Origin of the sequence: Candidatus Micropelagos thuwalensis, assembly GCF_000469155.1 — a bacterium.
GTDB lineage: Bacteria > Pseudomonadota > Alphaproteobacteria > RS24 > RS24 > Micropelagius > Micropelagius thuwalensis.
Genome location: NZ_AWXE01000004.1, coordinates 511,582 through 525,978, shown reverse-complemented (window position 1 = coordinate 525,978; position 14,397 = coordinate 511,582). Strand labels below are relative to the sequence as shown.

Below are 14,397 nucleotides of genomic sequence, written 5' to 3'. Positions count from 1 at the left end.
TTGTTGATAGCCAGCCGACACCGCCATGCTATTGATATGATATAAATGAAAGATGAAGTTTTTCAGGAGGGGATTATGGGCAGACTAGATGGAAAATGCGCCGTTATACTTGGCGCTGCCAGCAAGGATAATATGGGTCAGGTCATGGCGCGCCGCTTTGTTGCTGAAGGTGCCAAGGTTTTAGTGGCTGGTAGAAATGAAGACATTCTTCAAGATATTTCAGTCGAGATTGGCGGGCATTACGCGCTGTGTGATATTACCAACCGTGAGCAAGTTTTTGCCCTCGCTGCAAGCGCTGTTGAGAAAATGGGTAAGGTTGATATTGCCATTAATTCTACCGGCTGGGGATTGTTGAAACCCTTCCTCGAAAATACTGAAGAAGATCTCGAAAAAATGACAAAACTGCAATATATCGGGCCGTTTTTCTTCTATCAGGCCATGCTAGAAGTAATGGGTAAAGGTGGGTCGCTTATCCAGATTAGCTCTGCAACGGCAAAAATTATGCTCAATGACCATGCGGCCTATATGGGGACGAAAGCCGGCACCGATCATGTGATCAGATGTATCGCGCATGAATTTGGGGAAAAAGGCATAAGAGCCAATTCTATCTCACCGGGTCTCACTGACACGCCCATGACGGCGGCTGCCAAGGAAACCCCGGGTATTTTTGAAGCCTTTGATAAAGGGTATCCGCTGGGGCGTATTAATACGTCTGAAGATATTGCCGCCGCGGCTGTCTGGCTGTCGAGTGATGAATGTTACATGACCGGTGAAAACCTTCAGGTTAATGGCGGTCTATGTTTGCGAGGTAACCCGACGAGCAAGGACATTCAAGAGAGCGTCGCCAAACATATGCAGTCCTAATCATTCGCTTTAGCCTTTTCTCTGAGCATATCTTTTCTGATTTTGCCGGAAGCTGTCCTTGGGAAGTCATCAACAAAGATGAATTTCTCAGGACGCTTTTGTTTGGCAAGGCCGGACTCGGCCATCTGTTCCAGCAATTTTTCTATAACGTCATCGGAATCATCTGGTGCAGTGTCTGTCAAAATCACAAAGGCGCAAACACCTTCACCTAGTCTCTCGTGAGGCATAGATACGACGGCAGCTTCCTGCACGGCGGCACTGAGATGTAATACATCCTCAATTTCTTTGGCGCTGATATTCTCTCCGCCGCGAATAATGAGATCTTTCTTACGCCCTGAAATACAGAGTGCGCCTTTACTATTAATAAAGCCGATATCGCCGGTTTTAAAAAACCCATCCGGTGTGATTGCACCTGCCGTATCACCAGCATCAGCGTAGCCAATCATCATAGCTGGACCTCTGACTTCAATCTCGCCATCCGTTACTTCCCCATCTGCGTTAGGCGCGATAGCGTTCCCATTATCGTCAACAATCCGAATTTCATAATCCACTGCTTCGCCATCGGTTGTTGCGGCAAGATCTGCATTGGCTTCACCCTGATAGCCGAGTGTCACCAGCGGGGCTTCGGAACTGCCAAACACCCTAAAACAGCAAGTTTCAGCGAATTGACGATTGGCAGAATAAACAATCTCTGACGGCACCGCTGCCCCGCCACAGGCAAAATATTTCAGACTGGGCAAATTGGTACCCTTTTCCTCCGAGAGACGGGATAATTCTTGCAGGAAAGGCGTGGCGGCAACTGTGCCGGCAACACCAAAAGTTTCGATGAGCTCGACTGCTTTTTCAGCGTTCCAGCTTTCCATGAGCACAGTTCGTGTGTCACATAGAAAAGGGAGCTCCAGCCCATTGGCATAGCCGCTAACATGTGAAACGGGGGATGGCATTAAAATATGTGCACCGGGTTTCATGCCCCAGTGATCGCGTGCACAAAATGAAGCCCGTGCTAGAGTATTATGGCTGTGTAAAACCGCTTTTGGTCGGCCTGTTGTGCCTGAGGTATACAGCAGTAATTTAACATCATCAGGGTCTGGGGTTTGCAGAACTGTATCGAGGTCACGACCAGCCTCAATCATCTCCTGCAGATTTCCGGGTTTATCGGAGCGCACATGGGATACATGGAGCAGATCAGGACATTCTGAACGAATATCTTCCATCATGCCCGCGAAGTCATATTTATTGAAGCTTTCACAAATAAACATCACTTTAGAACGGCTGTCTTGCAACATGTGGCGGACTTCCGCATGCCGGTAAATAATCACAATCGGACTGATAACGAATCCACCAAGCGCGGCAGCGACATTAATGATTGCCGCCTCAGGCCAGTTGGGTGTCTGAAAGCTGATCACATCATCCGGTTTAACGCCTGCTTTATTAAGGCCACGGGCAAGAGCAAGTGCATCTTCATAAATGCGTTTATATGACCAGTCGCCGTCAATATTGGGAAAAACAGAGGTGCCGGGGTTTTCTTCCGCTAGTCGTTTTGCCATTTGCCCGATGGTTTCATCGCACCACACTGAACTGCCTTTATATTTTTGTAGATGACTTGCGCGCTCTTTGGCTTCACGCCAGCGGGTGGAATTGTCCATTATTTTGACCCTATCTTCCTTGAATTTCTGTATACATATTTTGCTTTAAGGTTAAATTATGAAAACCTATTAATAGTCTCAGTTTGATGAATTAATCCAGAATGGTTGGATAATGCAAATAGGGAGGGTTATCTATGCGCGAAGATCTGGCTCAAATTGCCGAAACTTTACTTGATTACGCTGAAAACGGGGAAACTTTTCAGACGGACAAAATCACGACTGTCCCCTCTGGTGTCTATACAGATGCAGATTTGTGGCAAAAAGAAATGGATGCGGTTTTCAAAAAACTCCCGCTTGCACTAGCCGCAAGTGCTGAACTGCCCAAACCGGGGAATTATAAAGCAATGGAAGCTGTTGGGCTTCCAATTCTGATTACACGTGACAAAGAGGGTCAAGTGCATGCGTTTTTGAATGTTTGTGCGCATCGTGGCGCCCCTGTTGCTGAAGAGGGGTGTGGGCATAAATCCCGCTTTACCTGTAAATACCATGGTTGGACCTACACGAATGACGGTAAATTGATGGGTGTCGCAGAGGCGCACACATTTGGCGATATTGATAAATCAACACGTGGCTTGACCGCCCTGCCTTGTGAAGAAAAATCTGGGCTCATTTTTGTGTCTTTAACGCCGGGTGCTGAAATGAATCTTGACGGGTTCTTAGATGGCATGCTGGATGATCTTGAATATTATAATTTTAAGGACTGGGCCTATATCGGACAAAGAGTCATTACCGGTGCGAATTGGAAGATTGCTTTTGACGGTTATTTGGAGGGGTATCATTTCTCCTCACTTCATCCAGAAAGTATACACCCACGCACCTATTCCAATTTGACACATTATGAGAATTTTGGACCGCATATGCGCATTGGTTTTGCACAAACGGGAATTAAAGAAAAGCTCGGCGCAGCGCCGAAAGAAAAATGGGGCGAGATGGAAAATAATGGGTATGACTTTGTACGTATCCTGTTCCCGAATGTGTCGATATTTCTAGCGCCTGAAATTACGCAGGTTGCACAACTCTTTCCCGGGCCGACCGTTGACCAGAACCGAACGGTGCTGATGTTTTTCAGAAATGAGCCGCCCAAAGATGATGCGGACCGTGAAGGCCTTGAGGGTATGATGGACTGGCTTCGTCAGGTGGTGGAAGAAGAGGATTATATGATTGGCGATCTCATTCAAAAAGGTCTTCAATCCGGCGCGCATAGCGAGATTGTTCTAGGTAAAAACGAAAGAGGAAATCAGTTTTTTCATGAATGTCTGGCATGGTATATGGCGAATGACTCTTCAAAACCAATGCCTAAAATTTAAATAACTGGCAGGATATAGAGTATGGAAAGACTGAAAGATAAAGTTGCAATAGTTTCGGGTGCAGCAGACGGAATGGGTGAGGCGATTGTAAAACTCTTCGCTGCCGAAGGTGCGCAAGTTCTTGGTGTCGATTTGAATGCCGAGAAGTTGAAAGAAGCCCATGGTAGCGGGACGAACTCCATCAAGCTGTTGGATATTGATGTTACCGATGATGATGCGGATGAAAAAATTATCGGCGAGACGCTTTCGGCTTTTGGCGCCGCAGATATCCTTGTCAATTGCGCGGGTGTTGTAGAATATGAGAACACTGAAATTATGCGGGATGATAATTGGGAACGCACTCTAGATGTGAATCTCAATGCGGTGTTCCGACTTTGTCGACGTGTTATTCCTGAAATGCGAAAGCGGGGCGGCGGTAGAATCATCAATATTGCATCTATTAATGCTTATGTCGTGGCTCCAGGACTCTCTGCTTACGCGGCCTCTAAACACGCCATTGCGGGTCTGACAAAAACTATGGCTGTTGAACTCGGCCCAGACGAAATTACAGCAAATTATATTAGCCCCGGCGCGATTCTGACGGGTATGACGCGTCCGCTTATGGATGACCCGGAGACGAAAGAGTTGTTTGAAAGTTTTTCAGTTCTTCCTCGCATGGGCATGCCTGAAGATATTGCAAATGGAGCGCTGTTTTTAGCATCTGAAGAAGCGTCATTTATAACCGGTCAAGGTATTACCATTGACGGTGGTTTCTTAGCGAAAGTCTAGCGCCTGTCGTGTCTCAAAGTTTATCTGTAAAAACAGATGATGTTTTAACGGCCAGCATGGTCGCGCGCATGTATACAACTATGGACTGGGCCGTTCCCGAAAATGGGCTCGAGACTGGCGCACCGTCCCCATTAAATAGTTATCTCATGCTTTGTCTTGATCTTATAAGGAACGACCAGCTTCGCCCGGATGGCTTGGCTTATGAAGATGAGGCACTGCCATTTATTGACTTACCTCGACGGGTTTGGGGCGGTGGGAGCCTAAAATTTATCAATCCACTGCGTATTGGTGACAAGGTCAGCAGGACTACCAAAATCATCGATCAGAAAAATAAATCAGGCTCCTTGGGGGAGATGACATTAGTTGATTTGGTGAATGATTATTATGTTGATGGGGTGCATTGTTTGAGTGAGGCGCTTACGCTTATATATTTACCTGAGCGGTCAGAGTCGGCAGATGTTTCAGAGAAATCCTTAGCGTCGCGTCCGCCATGTGATTACGCACAGAGCGTCAGTTTTTCTCCGCATCAGCTGTTCAGATTTTCTGCGATTACCTTTAACGCACACCGGATTCATTTTGATCCGCAACATGCCCAACAAGTTGAAGCCTATCCGGATCAAGTCGTTCATGGGCCTATTCAAACCAGCATCGTTCTTAATTGCTGGCAACAGAATAATCCTGGTAAAACACTCAAACATATTAATTTACGGTGTAATGGCTCAGCTACGGTCAACCAGACACTCCATGTTCAAGGTGTCAGAGATGATGACGGGGACCGCTTGGCGGTTTATAACGATCACGGAGAAGAGCTTTATACAGCTCAGGTGTTAGAGGCTTATTAATAAATGTCTGATATGGATAACGTCAAAATTAAAACGAGAAAATCCTATGCCGAGTCTGCGAAGGCCATGCTTGATTATGTTGAGAATGGTAAAACGTTTCAGACGGATAAAATCATTACCCTGCCGACGTCAATATTTACGGATGCCGATAGGTGGGAAAATGAAATGTCAGAAATTTTTGAGAAGCTCCCACTATGTCTTGCCACGACTGCGGAACTGAAAGAGATTGGTGCCTATAAGGCTGCGGATATGCTCGGCAAGCCGGTGCTAATGGTGCGCGGTAAGGATAATATAGTGCGCGCCTTCTTGAATGTATGCGCACATCGCGGTGCTCCGATTGTTGCAGAGGGGTGCGGGCATGTGCGGCGCATGAGTTGTAAATATCACGGATGGACTTATGACCTTGATGGCAAGCTGATCGGTGTGGCTGATGCTCACACTTTTGGGGATATAGACAAATCTGCTAAGGGGCTAACAGAGCTTTCTTGTGAAGAAAAGAATGGGCTGATATTTGTCTGCCTTACGCCCGGACAGGCATTTAATCTTGATGATTTTTTTAAAGGTTTTCTAGATGATTTTGAGGAACTTGGATTTGCTGGCTGGCATTTTCTCGGTAGCCGTGTTCTCACTGGTGCGAATTGGAAAATTGCCTTTGATGGTTATATGGAGGCCTATCATTTTGCGGCTTTGCACCCCAAAACAGTTGCCCCGCGTACGCCTTCAAATATCGCGCATTACCAGGCATTTGGCCCTCATCTGCGGATTGGGTTCCCGCAAGTAAATATTAGTAAGCATTTAAACCCTGTTTCGCCTGAAAAATGGGGGGATATGGAACATAAGGGTTATGATTTTATCCGTATACTTTTTCCAAATGTATCAGTTTTTGTAGCCAATAAGATCACCCAACTGGCCCAGCTTTTCCCGGGCCCAACACCAGATCAAAATATTACTATTTTAAATTACTTTACGCGTCAGCCCCCACCAGACGCTGAGTCACAACACGCGCTGGAAGGGATGATGGAATTTCTCTACAAGGTTGTGCGTGATGAAGATTATTGGATAGGTAATCACATACAAACTGGCTTGGAGTCTGGAGCGCATGACACCATCATTTTTGGCCAAAATGAAAGGGGCAACCAATATTTCCATGAATATGTGGATTGGTATTTGGGTTTACGTCCAGACGAACCTACTCTGTATTGATATATCTGTTATTAGTATGTAAAGGGCTTATCAGGCTCAACGAATGGTGTATCATTTCCCCATAAAGCACGATCTGCCAAAGCTGTATCCTGAAACTCGATAAGCCGCCTGATTTTTTCATCCTGAAAACTAAACAAATGTGCGTAGGTTTGGTCATAACGCTCACCACTGATAGATGTGCCTTCAGCTTCGCAGATCACGACAATCCAGTTCTCGTCTTCACACATGATTTTAAAATTTTTACAGAAGGTGAAATCTTCAAGGTTAAGTTTGCCGACAACAGTTGGGAAGACTTCATTTAAAACTTTCTCACGTCCATAAGTGCCGCTGAGGACTCCTCTGTTCGCTGGAACTGATACTTCATAATCATCATGAATAATGGATTGGTATAATTCCATGTCCCCCTTAATGATTGACTCGTAAAAACTGTTAACCAATTCTCTAGGTGTCGTCATTTTATCCTCCCAAATTAATTCTGCTCACGCAGAATACGTTTTAAAATTTTCCCAGTAGGCGCTTTAGGGAGTTCATCTATAAACTCCACAAATTTAGGTTTCTGGTATGAGGCCAAGTTCTTTTTAGCCTCATCAATTATTTCCTGCTCGGTAGCTTTTGTATCTGGTTTCAACACAACATAAGCTTTAACTGACTCGCCCCACTCATCATCGGGTATACCGATCACAGCTGTTTCGAGAACTGCGGGATGTTTACAAATTGCCTCCTCGACCTGAACAGAATAAATATTTTCACCGCCTGAGATAATCATATCTTTAGCCCGGTCTTTTATAAATACATAATGCTCACCATCCATGGTCGCAATATCGCCGGTCCACATCCAGCCATCTTTGATTGTATTGGCGGTTAGGTCATCGCGTTGATAATATCCAAGCATATTTGCTGGCGATCTAACGATAATCTCTCCGGGTGTTTCCCCGTCTAGCGGTACATCATTTCCTAGTTCGTCAACCACACGCACTGTTGTTACAAACCCTTCGCGTCCACAAGACAGCAAGCGTTCTGAATTTTCACCATTCACAACTGCCTTAATGTGATCTTCATGAGAGAGGAAGGTCATTGTCGTCCCTTCCGTTTGACCATAACCCTGAATGATGCGACAAGGCAGTTTCTCAACCACTTCCTTGATGACACGTGACGGCATGGGGCCGCCGCCATATTGCACACATTGTAGGCTCGACAAATCGTATTTCTCGAAGCCTTCAACCGCCATCATCCAGTTCAGCATTGTTGTAATGCCAAGAAAGCCGGAAACACGCTCAGTCTCAATCAGGCGCAACGCAAGTTCGGCATCGAAATTCATTAACACGACTGGGCATCCATGCGCGGTGTAATTTACAGCAAGCAAAACGGGAATATGGAACATCTGACCGGTGAGCATGTAAACGCTATTAGGGCCAATGCCTTCGGCAACAGTCTGGTTTAGCATGCCGAAATAGGCAGAGAGATGCGAATGAAGCGCGCCTTTCGACTCGCCTGTTGTGCCACCAGTATAAAGAATAAAAAGTGGGTCTTCGCCACCGACGGTCCAGTCAGGCTTTGGTTCATGAGTGCTGGCTGGTTCGATTGTTGTATAGAACGAATTGTCTGACTCCGGACCAAATCCCAGCCAATGCGTCACATTATTTTCTGTGCTTTTGAGATACTCAGCGGTGTCAGAAAACTGTCCCTGATAGATAAAGACTTTCGGGTCACCATTAGACATGATTTTTGAAATTTCCTGATCCGCTAACCGCCAGTTGAGCGTTTGCAGAATGGCGCCGGTTTTGGCGCAAGCAAAAAAAAGTGCAAAATATTCAACGCAGTTTTGTGATAGAATGGAGACCCTGTCCCCTTTACCAACAGCTGATGCGAGGAAGGTATTGGCAATTTTATTGACCATATTATTGAGTTCAGAGAAGGAAACTCTTTTGTCATTAGGTTGGTCGTAAACCGCCAGTTTATTGGCTTTTAAATTTGCCTGTTTGGTAACGATATTCCCGATATTAATCATCTGTTTCCCAGTCTACTTTTTGTATCCACTCTGAAAAATAAGTTAACTCAATATCCAATTTATCAATTAGTGGTTGCATGTCTACCTTGAAAGGTTCAAGTGGAGATGAGTTATACCAAGTGTATACTTTCACCAATTCATCGGATATTTTCTTTGCATCAAAAGAGTTCTTATCAGCGAATAAACCAGCCATAATTTTTCCAAATTCTGGAATAGGCATGGATTGAAACTCAATGTTAAGACTTAGCGATTTTGAAAGATGTCGCGCAATATCGTGCCCTTTGAGAGCTTCAGGGCCTCCAATAGTAATTTCTTGACCGTCAAATTCATTATTATCTGTTAGAGCCAGCATTATATGAGCGACATCACGAAGGCAAATCCATGAGACCTCAAGTTTTTCGTGATGCGGATAACGAAAAACATTCCGTTCTGTAATGCCAGGTCGTGTCCATGCGGCGAGCAGGTTATCCATATAGATGACTGGCTTGACCGTCACATTAGAGTGCTGTGATTGCTGCAGCCGATTAATCATTTCCCGTCGAACGCGGGGTGCCTGAAATTCTATATCCCCTTCTGCAACATACATGCTGGTGTTAAAGATGATTTTTTTAGGTGCTGCTATATCGCAAGCAGTGAGGAGGTTATCAAACATGCTGAGCAGTTTGTTCTCATCGTTAAAGGAGGATGAGGGCATATTGATTAAAACATAATCCACTGCCTGCAAAGCGAGAATGATGTCCGATTTGTTGTTGGCGAGGTCAGCTTTTTTCCAGCTAAGATTTTCGTTTTTTAATTTTGCCTCACGGCTTAATGTACGTGACTGGCCAATGGCTGCCACCTCATAGCCTTGCTCCAGAGCGGCGAGAACTTGTTGATAGCCTTGCTGGCCAGTTCCGCCGATGACACATAATTTCATTAGCTTTCTTTTGCGGTGATGGCGATAAGGTCTTTATAGCCATTAATATAGATAATCAATGCAATTGGCGCCGAGAAAAGACCAAGCAACCCCATTGATAAGCCGACACTCATTGGATCCTGAAAAATATTCTCTGTAAAGAACGCAACGAATGTTGGGCCTAAACCCATGCCCATGACATTGCCAGTTACAACAAAGATACCAGCAACCATTCCTCGCATTTTATTAGGGGATATGGTTTGAAGTGTAACTGCTAACTGCGGGAGTGGTATGGTAACAAAAAAACTTGCAAGCGCTAAGAATATTAAGCAGTTCATTCCATCACTCTGTTGTCCGGCAATAAATAAAAACATTGCAGTAAGAGTGGTACTCATCATGAGCATCAATAAAGGATAACCCTTCAGATTAAAATGCTTCATTATTCTTGCAACTAAGGGTGAGGACAAAACGCCAAGACTGCCGGTTACTAAAGCCACAAGGCCATAAATTCGGCCCGCATCTGAAATATCCCACTCGTGAATACGAATTAACAGAGTTGGGGACCATGCTTGAATACTGTAAAGCAGAATAATCATAAACGGCGAACCACCTAAGAAAGCTAAATAGACCTTCCAGTTTTTCTTCATGAAACTTAAAGCTTCTGATAATGGCATTGCATCATCTGTCTCGGTTGCTGAGGCAGTTCTTTTTGGTTCTTTAATACACGCGTAAATTAAAGCAAATATTATTCCCGGGGCTCCACAGATTATGAGCGTTACTTGCCAAGGTTGTAGGATGCCGAATACAGGTATTTCAAGAGGTGGTGAGGATTGAGAAATTTCAATAACTTGCGCGCCCGCTATTAATGCAATTCCAGCTCCAAGATAAGGTGCCATTGAAAAAATACTCATCGCCAATGCTAATTGATTTTTATTAAAGATGTCAGGGAACATCGACCAAACTGCCGGAGTAAGCGCAGCCTCTCCAGCGCCAACAAAACCTCTTGCCAATGCAAGTTGCGTATAATTTCCTGAGAGACCAGCAGCAATAGTCGCAAAGCTCCAGACTAGTATACCTCCGATGATTACATAAATTCTCGAAAATACATCTACCAGTCTGCCAATTGGTATGCTCAAAAGCACATATGGGATTACAAAAATCAAACCCTGAAGATAGCTAATTTGAACATCTGAGAGGTCCATATCATTTTTAATAGGCTCAACAAGGAGGTTTATGACCTGCCTATCAACAAATGAAAATGTGTAAGTCAGAGTAAAGAGTGCTAATAACGACCATGTATAAAATCTATTGCTTGATTGATTTTCAGCTTCATATGACATGTAAGGTACTTTCATAATCAAAAAGGAAATCAAAACTCCAACAAAATATTGTAACTTGCAAGTCTCATTTGGAATAAATTTTGTGATTTTGGATTTTAGTTTTTATACTTGATAGGCCCAGAGCCAATAAATAGATTTATATTATGATTACTCTTAAAGAGCTAAAATACGTAACGCTTTTAAATAAACATAAAAATTTTAGTCAAGCCGCAAAACACGCTGGAATTTCACAGCCAGCTTTAAGCATGGCTATTTCAAAACTTGAGGAAAAGCTTGATCTGAATCTTTTCTATCGTGATACGAACGGCATGGTTCGTTCTAATATTTATAGTGATTTCTTATCTAACGAGGGTGGCAATATAGTTAAAAATGTCGACGATGTTTTGTTCCGGCTCAAAAGTATAACAAAAAAAATACAGGCAGTGTTGTTTTTGGTGTTGGAAATATTGTAGCTGAGAGTATTTTGCCTGGCGCTTTAAAAAGTTTTTGCAGTAAAAATCAAGAAGTCTATCCCAATTTTATCAGCGGATATTGGTATGAACTCAGGGAAAAGCTGCTCCGACAAGAGATTAATTTTTTTATAACTGCTAATCATCTTGATGCAGTTGACGAAGAAATTACTCAAGAAGATTTTATCAATTTGAAGGTAAACTTTTATGCCCGCGTTGATCATCCGCTAACAACGCTTGATAACATTAAATGTGTTAACCTAATTGAATATCCAGTTATTACATATCATACTGTTAGTTCTAAAAAATATATCTTTGACAGACTGGAAACTCAGCAGCAAATCGATAAGCTTGAAAAAAACTTTCCTGCAGGGAATTTAGAAAGTGTAAAGCTTGCAGTACCCATAGTTTCTGAGACAGACTACTTGATTATGTCACCTGAAAAATTTTTTAGTAATGAAGTTAACCAAGGTCTGTTAAAAGTATTAGAAATAGATGATTTTGATTTAACTTTAAAAATAAAGCTAGTCACCAGGTCTAATGCAATACTGTCGCCCATTGAATTGGAGATGGTTGAAAGCCTTGCTTTGGAAAGAGACGCTTTTGTTGGCTTTCAAAGTAATAATTAAATATACTATATAAGTTTTCCTTATAAGCGATAGGTTACTTATAAGGAAGGCATTTTTCAGTTGCTTGTGCATCAAAGTTGTTAAATATTTTTAGGTAAGTAATTTATTTCGGAGGGGAAAATGATAACTAAATTACCATTAAAAAAGGTTCTGGTATCCGCATCAGTTTTAATGACTGCGTTTGCCGGAGCAATGTATAGTGAGGCTAAGGCTCAAGCAATTGATGAAATTGTTGTCACCTCACAGAAACGTGCCGCGGGGATTTCCGTTCAGGATATCGCGACTAGTGTCACAGCAGTGAATGCTGATTTAATTGAGGCTACAGACTCGATTGATCTTACAGATGTTGGCAGATTAGCTCCAAACGCTACGCTTCACCCATCCGCTACTTTTGCATCCACACCTAATTTTCTAATCAGAGGTATCGGGGTAAGTGGTACTACAAGATCTCTTGATCCATCAGTCGGTGTCATCGTCGATGGTGTCTATCTTGGTTTCCCAGTCGGTGCAAACCTTGATATGTTTGACAGAGAGTCTGTAGAGATTTTGAGAGGCCCTCAAGGTACTCTGCTTGGTAGAAATGTTACTGGTGGCGCGATAGTTGTAAGAACAGCCCGACCAACAGGTGAATTTGGTGGTAAAGTTAACATAGTTGCTGGTGATTATGACCGACTTGATGTATCCGCAAGTATTGAAGGTCCGCTGGTTGAAGGCAAGGTATCTGCCAAAGTTGCATTTATGAGCCGGAGCCGTGATGGTTACTGGGAAGATAATAACGGAGGGACAATTGTTCCTTCTGTAGCGTCAACAACATTTCGTGGTGGAGCTGCAGTTACTCTTGCAGGGGAAGGTCCCTCAGGAACTAAGCCTGACGTTGACTTAACTATCGTCCGCCCAATGCTCTATTTTACGCCTAGTGATAACTTGGATATAACTCTAATGGCTGAGTTCTTAAGAGATAAGAGCGGCACAGCTAATAGTAGAAATTTCGTTCACCCAACCGCCGCCCCAAGACTTTCTCAATTATTTGGTTATACACCTCCTAGTGATCCCTATGAGATTAATCACAACTTAATGGGTGGCAATGACCTTGAAACGGATACATTTATTGCAGAGTTCAATTATCAAACTCAGAATGGTAAATTGACGGGTATAGCCTCTTACAGAGAGCTGACTTACGACTCAAGCACAGACTTTGACGGAACTCCGTTTACTATTTTCCACTTCCCTGATAACCATGAGGAGCAGGAACAGACCACCATGGAACTAAGGTATGCTGCAAACGTTTCAGATAAATTAAGTTATGTGGTCGGTGTAAGTACTTTTGATCAAGAATTCTTTGTTGGCGAAAGGCGTCTAATTGGCTCACTTGATATATCTGGCGCAACAGAACTTGAACATGAGACAATGGGTATATTTGCTGAGCTTGATTATATGATGACAGATCAGCTCAAGTTAACAGTTGGCGCACGTTATACAGAGGAGGAGAAAGATGTCCTCTTTAACGCCATAGGCTCATGCAATACTGACTTTACAGGATGCCAAGGTGCTAACGCCGGTTTAACTAATGGTGGTAAATTTGACGACACCACACCGAAGGTTGCTCTGACTTATTTCGTTAATGATGATGTTAATGTATATGCAAGTTACACCGAAGGTTTCCGTAGTGGTTCCTTTGATGCTCGTGCTCGCACTACTGACTCTTTCTTAAATAGCCGCCCTGGTCCTGAAACAGTCGAGAGTTTTGAATTAGGTTTCAAGTCATTACTAAACGATGACAAACTGCTTTTGAATGTCGCTGTCTTCTCTGCTAAATATGATGACATTCAAAAATTAGCACTCGAGCCATGTCAACTCGGCACTCCAGGTTGTGACACTGGTAACATCCAGAGACTTATCAACGCTGCAGAGGCAACGATTGAGGGTATTGAAATCGAGACTAAAGCCTTCGTTACAGATAGTTTAGTTCTCGAGGGGGCGCTAGGTTACACAGATGCAGGTTATGACAGTTTCTCTGGTTTTGATGCTGACGGCACACCAGGTTACGATCCAGTAACTGATCCCGCTGCTGCAGCTGCGTTGGATTTCGAAAGAGTGCCAGAGTTAACCTATACTGTGGCCGCAAGCTACAATGTCCCAATGGCAAGTGGCTCAGAGCTCGATTTCAGAGTTTCATATGCCTTTACTGATGATTTCACTAATGATGCCACAGGAACTGCGGCAATTGCGACTGAGTCATATGGACTGCTAGATGCCAGTGTTTCATACACGCGTGATAGTGATGGCCTGAAGCTCACTCTATTTGGTAAAAACATTACTGACGAAGAATATCACGACTTTGCTCTAGATAATGCACTAACCAGATTGACATGGGGTGGCACACCATCGACGTATGGAGTTAAGGCAGCCTACTCATTCTAATTGAGTTAGTTTCTGTAAATTTACG

General features: G+C 43.6%; 13 protein-coding genes. 8 read left to right on the top strand and 5 right to left on the bottom strand.

The features are described from left to right. Positions 1–75: 75 nt before the first annotated feature. The gene (locus RS24_RS07135) at positions 76–864 is read left to right on the top strand and encodes an SDR family oxidoreductase (RefSeq protein ID WP_021777529.1); all 789 of its coding nucleotides are present in this window, start codon (positions 76–78) and stop codon (positions 862–864) included. Here the strand turns inward: RS24_RS07135 and RS24_RS07130 are convergent. After that, positions 861–2,510 carry an AMP-binding protein gene (locus tag RS24_RS07130; RefSeq protein ID WP_021777528.1) on the bottom strand — a complete coding sequence of 550 codons (1,650 nt, stop codon included), beginning with the start codon at positions 2,508–2,510 and terminating at the stop codon, positions 861–863. The genes RS24_RS07135 and RS24_RS07130 overlap by 4 nt on opposite strands. Before the next feature lie 134 nt (positions 2,511–2,644). Here RS24_RS07130 and RS24_RS07125 point away from each other — a divergent pair, with 134 nt between their 5' ends. Genes RS24_RS07125 through RS24_RS07110 form a run of 4 tightly spaced genes read left to right on the top strand, consistent with a single transcriptional unit; the run spans position 2,645 to position 6,630 of the window. Further along, positions 2,645–3,817, top strand: a complete 1,173-nt coding sequence (locus RS24_RS07125; protein ID WP_021777527.1) for an aromatic ring-hydroxylating oxygenase subunit alpha — start codon at positions 2,645–2,647, stop codon at positions 3,815–3,817. Positions 3,818–3,838: 21 nt separating this feature from the next. Continuing rightward, complete coding sequence (locus RS24_RS07120) at positions 3,839–4,585, top strand: SDR family NAD(P)-dependent oxidoreductase (protein WP_021777526.1); 747 nt, start codon at positions 3,839–3,841, stop codon at positions 4,583–4,585. Positions 4,586–4,593: 8 nt separating this feature from the next. Then, positions 4,594–5,427, top strand: a complete 834-nt coding sequence (locus tag RS24_RS07115; protein WP_038300795.1) for an FAS1-like dehydratase domain-containing protein — start codon at positions 4,594–4,596, stop codon at positions 5,425–5,427. Positions 5,428–5,430: 3 nt separating this feature from the next. Next, entirely contained in the window at positions 5,431–6,630 is a 1,200-nt protein-coding gene (locus RS24_RS07110; protein WP_021777524.1) for an aromatic ring-hydroxylating oxygenase subunit alpha, read from the top strand. Positions 6,631–6,641: 11 nt separating this feature from the next. On the opposite strand, the gene RS24_RS07105 is transcribed toward RS24_RS07110, so the two are convergent. Genes RS24_RS07105 through RS24_RS07090 form a run of 4 tightly spaced genes read right to left on the bottom strand, consistent with a single transcriptional unit; the run spans position 6,642 to position 10,873 of the window. Beyond that, a complete protein-coding gene (locus RS24_RS07105) occupies positions 6,642–7,085 on the bottom strand; it encodes a nuclear transport factor 2 family protein (protein WP_021777523.1) in 444 nt (147 codons plus the stop codon). A gap of 14 nt (positions 7,086–7,099) precedes the next feature. After that, positions 7,100–8,638 (bottom strand): AMP-binding protein, encoded by a 1,539-nt coding sequence (locus tag RS24_RS07100; protein ID WP_021777522.1) that lies wholly within the window; start codon positions 8,636–8,638, stop codon positions 7,100–7,102. Further along, positions 8,631–9,554: an SDR family oxidoreductase gene (locus tag RS24_RS07095; protein ID WP_021777521.1), complete on the bottom strand. Its 924-nt coding sequence runs from the start codon at positions 9,552–9,554 to the stop codon at positions 8,631–8,633. The genes RS24_RS07100 and RS24_RS07095 overlap by 8 nt, the downstream gene beginning before the upstream one ends. Then, positions 9,554–10,873 carry a spinster family MFS transporter gene (locus RS24_RS07090; RefSeq protein WP_051295609.1) on the bottom strand — a complete coding sequence of 440 codons (1,320 nt, stop codon included), beginning with the start codon at positions 10,871–10,873 and terminating at the stop codon, positions 9,554–9,556. The genes RS24_RS07095 and RS24_RS07090 overlap by 1 nt, the downstream gene beginning before the upstream one ends. Before the next feature lie 143 nt (positions 10,874–11,016). Between RS24_RS07090 and RS24_RS07085 the strand changes: the two genes are divergently transcribed. The 3 genes from RS24_RS07085 to RS24_RS07075 all read left to right on the top strand — a co-directional run bounded on the left by RS24_RS07085 (position 11,017) and on the right by RS24_RS07075 (position 14,372). After that, a complete protein-coding gene (locus RS24_RS07085) occupies positions 11,017–11,325 on the top strand; it encodes a helix-turn-helix domain-containing protein (protein ID WP_021777519.1) in 309 nt (102 codons plus the stop codon). 11 nt (positions 11,326–11,336) lie between these two features. Then, complete coding sequence (locus tag RS24_RS07080; protein ID WP_021777518.1) at positions 11,337–11,951, top strand: LysR substrate-binding domain-containing protein; 615 nt, start codon at positions 11,337–11,339, stop codon at positions 11,949–11,951. Positions 11,952–12,071: 120 nt separating this feature from the next. Then, positions 12,072–14,372 (top strand): TonB-dependent receptor, encoded by a 2,301-nt coding sequence (locus RS24_RS07075; RefSeq protein ID WP_021777517.1) that lies wholly within the window; start codon positions 12,072–12,074, stop codon positions 14,370–14,372. The last annotated feature ends 25 nt before the right edge of the window (positions 14,373–14,397 follow it).

Bases quoted from the DNA above. Each gene is read 5' to 3' on its own strand.
- RS24_RS07135 (WP_021777529.1), top strand. From the start codon at position 76: ATGGGCAGACTAGATGGAAAATGCGCCGTTATACTTGGCGCTGCCAGC.
- RS24_RS07130 (WP_021777528.1), bottom strand. From the start codon at position 2,510: ATGGACAATTCCACCCGCTGGCGTGAAGCCAAAGAGCGCGCAAGTCAT.
- RS24_RS07125 (WP_021777527.1), top strand. From the start codon at position 2,645: ATGCGCGAAGATCTGGCTCAAATTGCCGAAACTTTACTTGATTACGCT.
- RS24_RS07120 (WP_021777526.1), top strand. From the start codon at position 3,839: ATGGAAAGACTGAAAGATAAAGTTGCAATAGTTTCGGGTGCAGCAGAC.
- RS24_RS07110 (WP_021777524.1), top strand. From the start codon at position 5,431: ATGTCTGATATGGATAACGTCAAAATTAAAACGAGAAAATCCTATGCC.
- RS24_RS07105 (WP_021777523.1), bottom strand. From the start codon at position 7,085: ATGACGACACCTAGAGAATTGGTTAACAGTTTTTACGAGTCAATCATT.
- RS24_RS07100 (WP_021777522.1), bottom strand. From the start codon at position 8,638: ATGATTAATATCGGGAATATCGTTACCAAACAGGCAAATTTAAAAGCC.
- RS24_RS07095 (WP_021777521.1), bottom strand. From the start codon at position 9,554: ATGAAATTATGTGTCATCGGCGGAACTGGCCAGCAAGGCTATCAACAA.
- RS24_RS07090 (WP_051295609.1), bottom strand. From the start codon at position 10,873: ATGTCATATGAAGCTGAAAATCAATCAAGCAATAGATTTTATACATGG.
- RS24_RS07085 (WP_021777519.1), top strand. From the start codon at position 11,017: ATGATTACTCTTAAAGAGCTAAAATACGTAACGCTTTTAAATAAACAT.
- RS24_RS07075 (WP_021777517.1), top strand. From the start codon at position 12,072: ATGATAACTAAATTACCATTAAAAAAGGTTCTGGTATCCGCATCAGTT.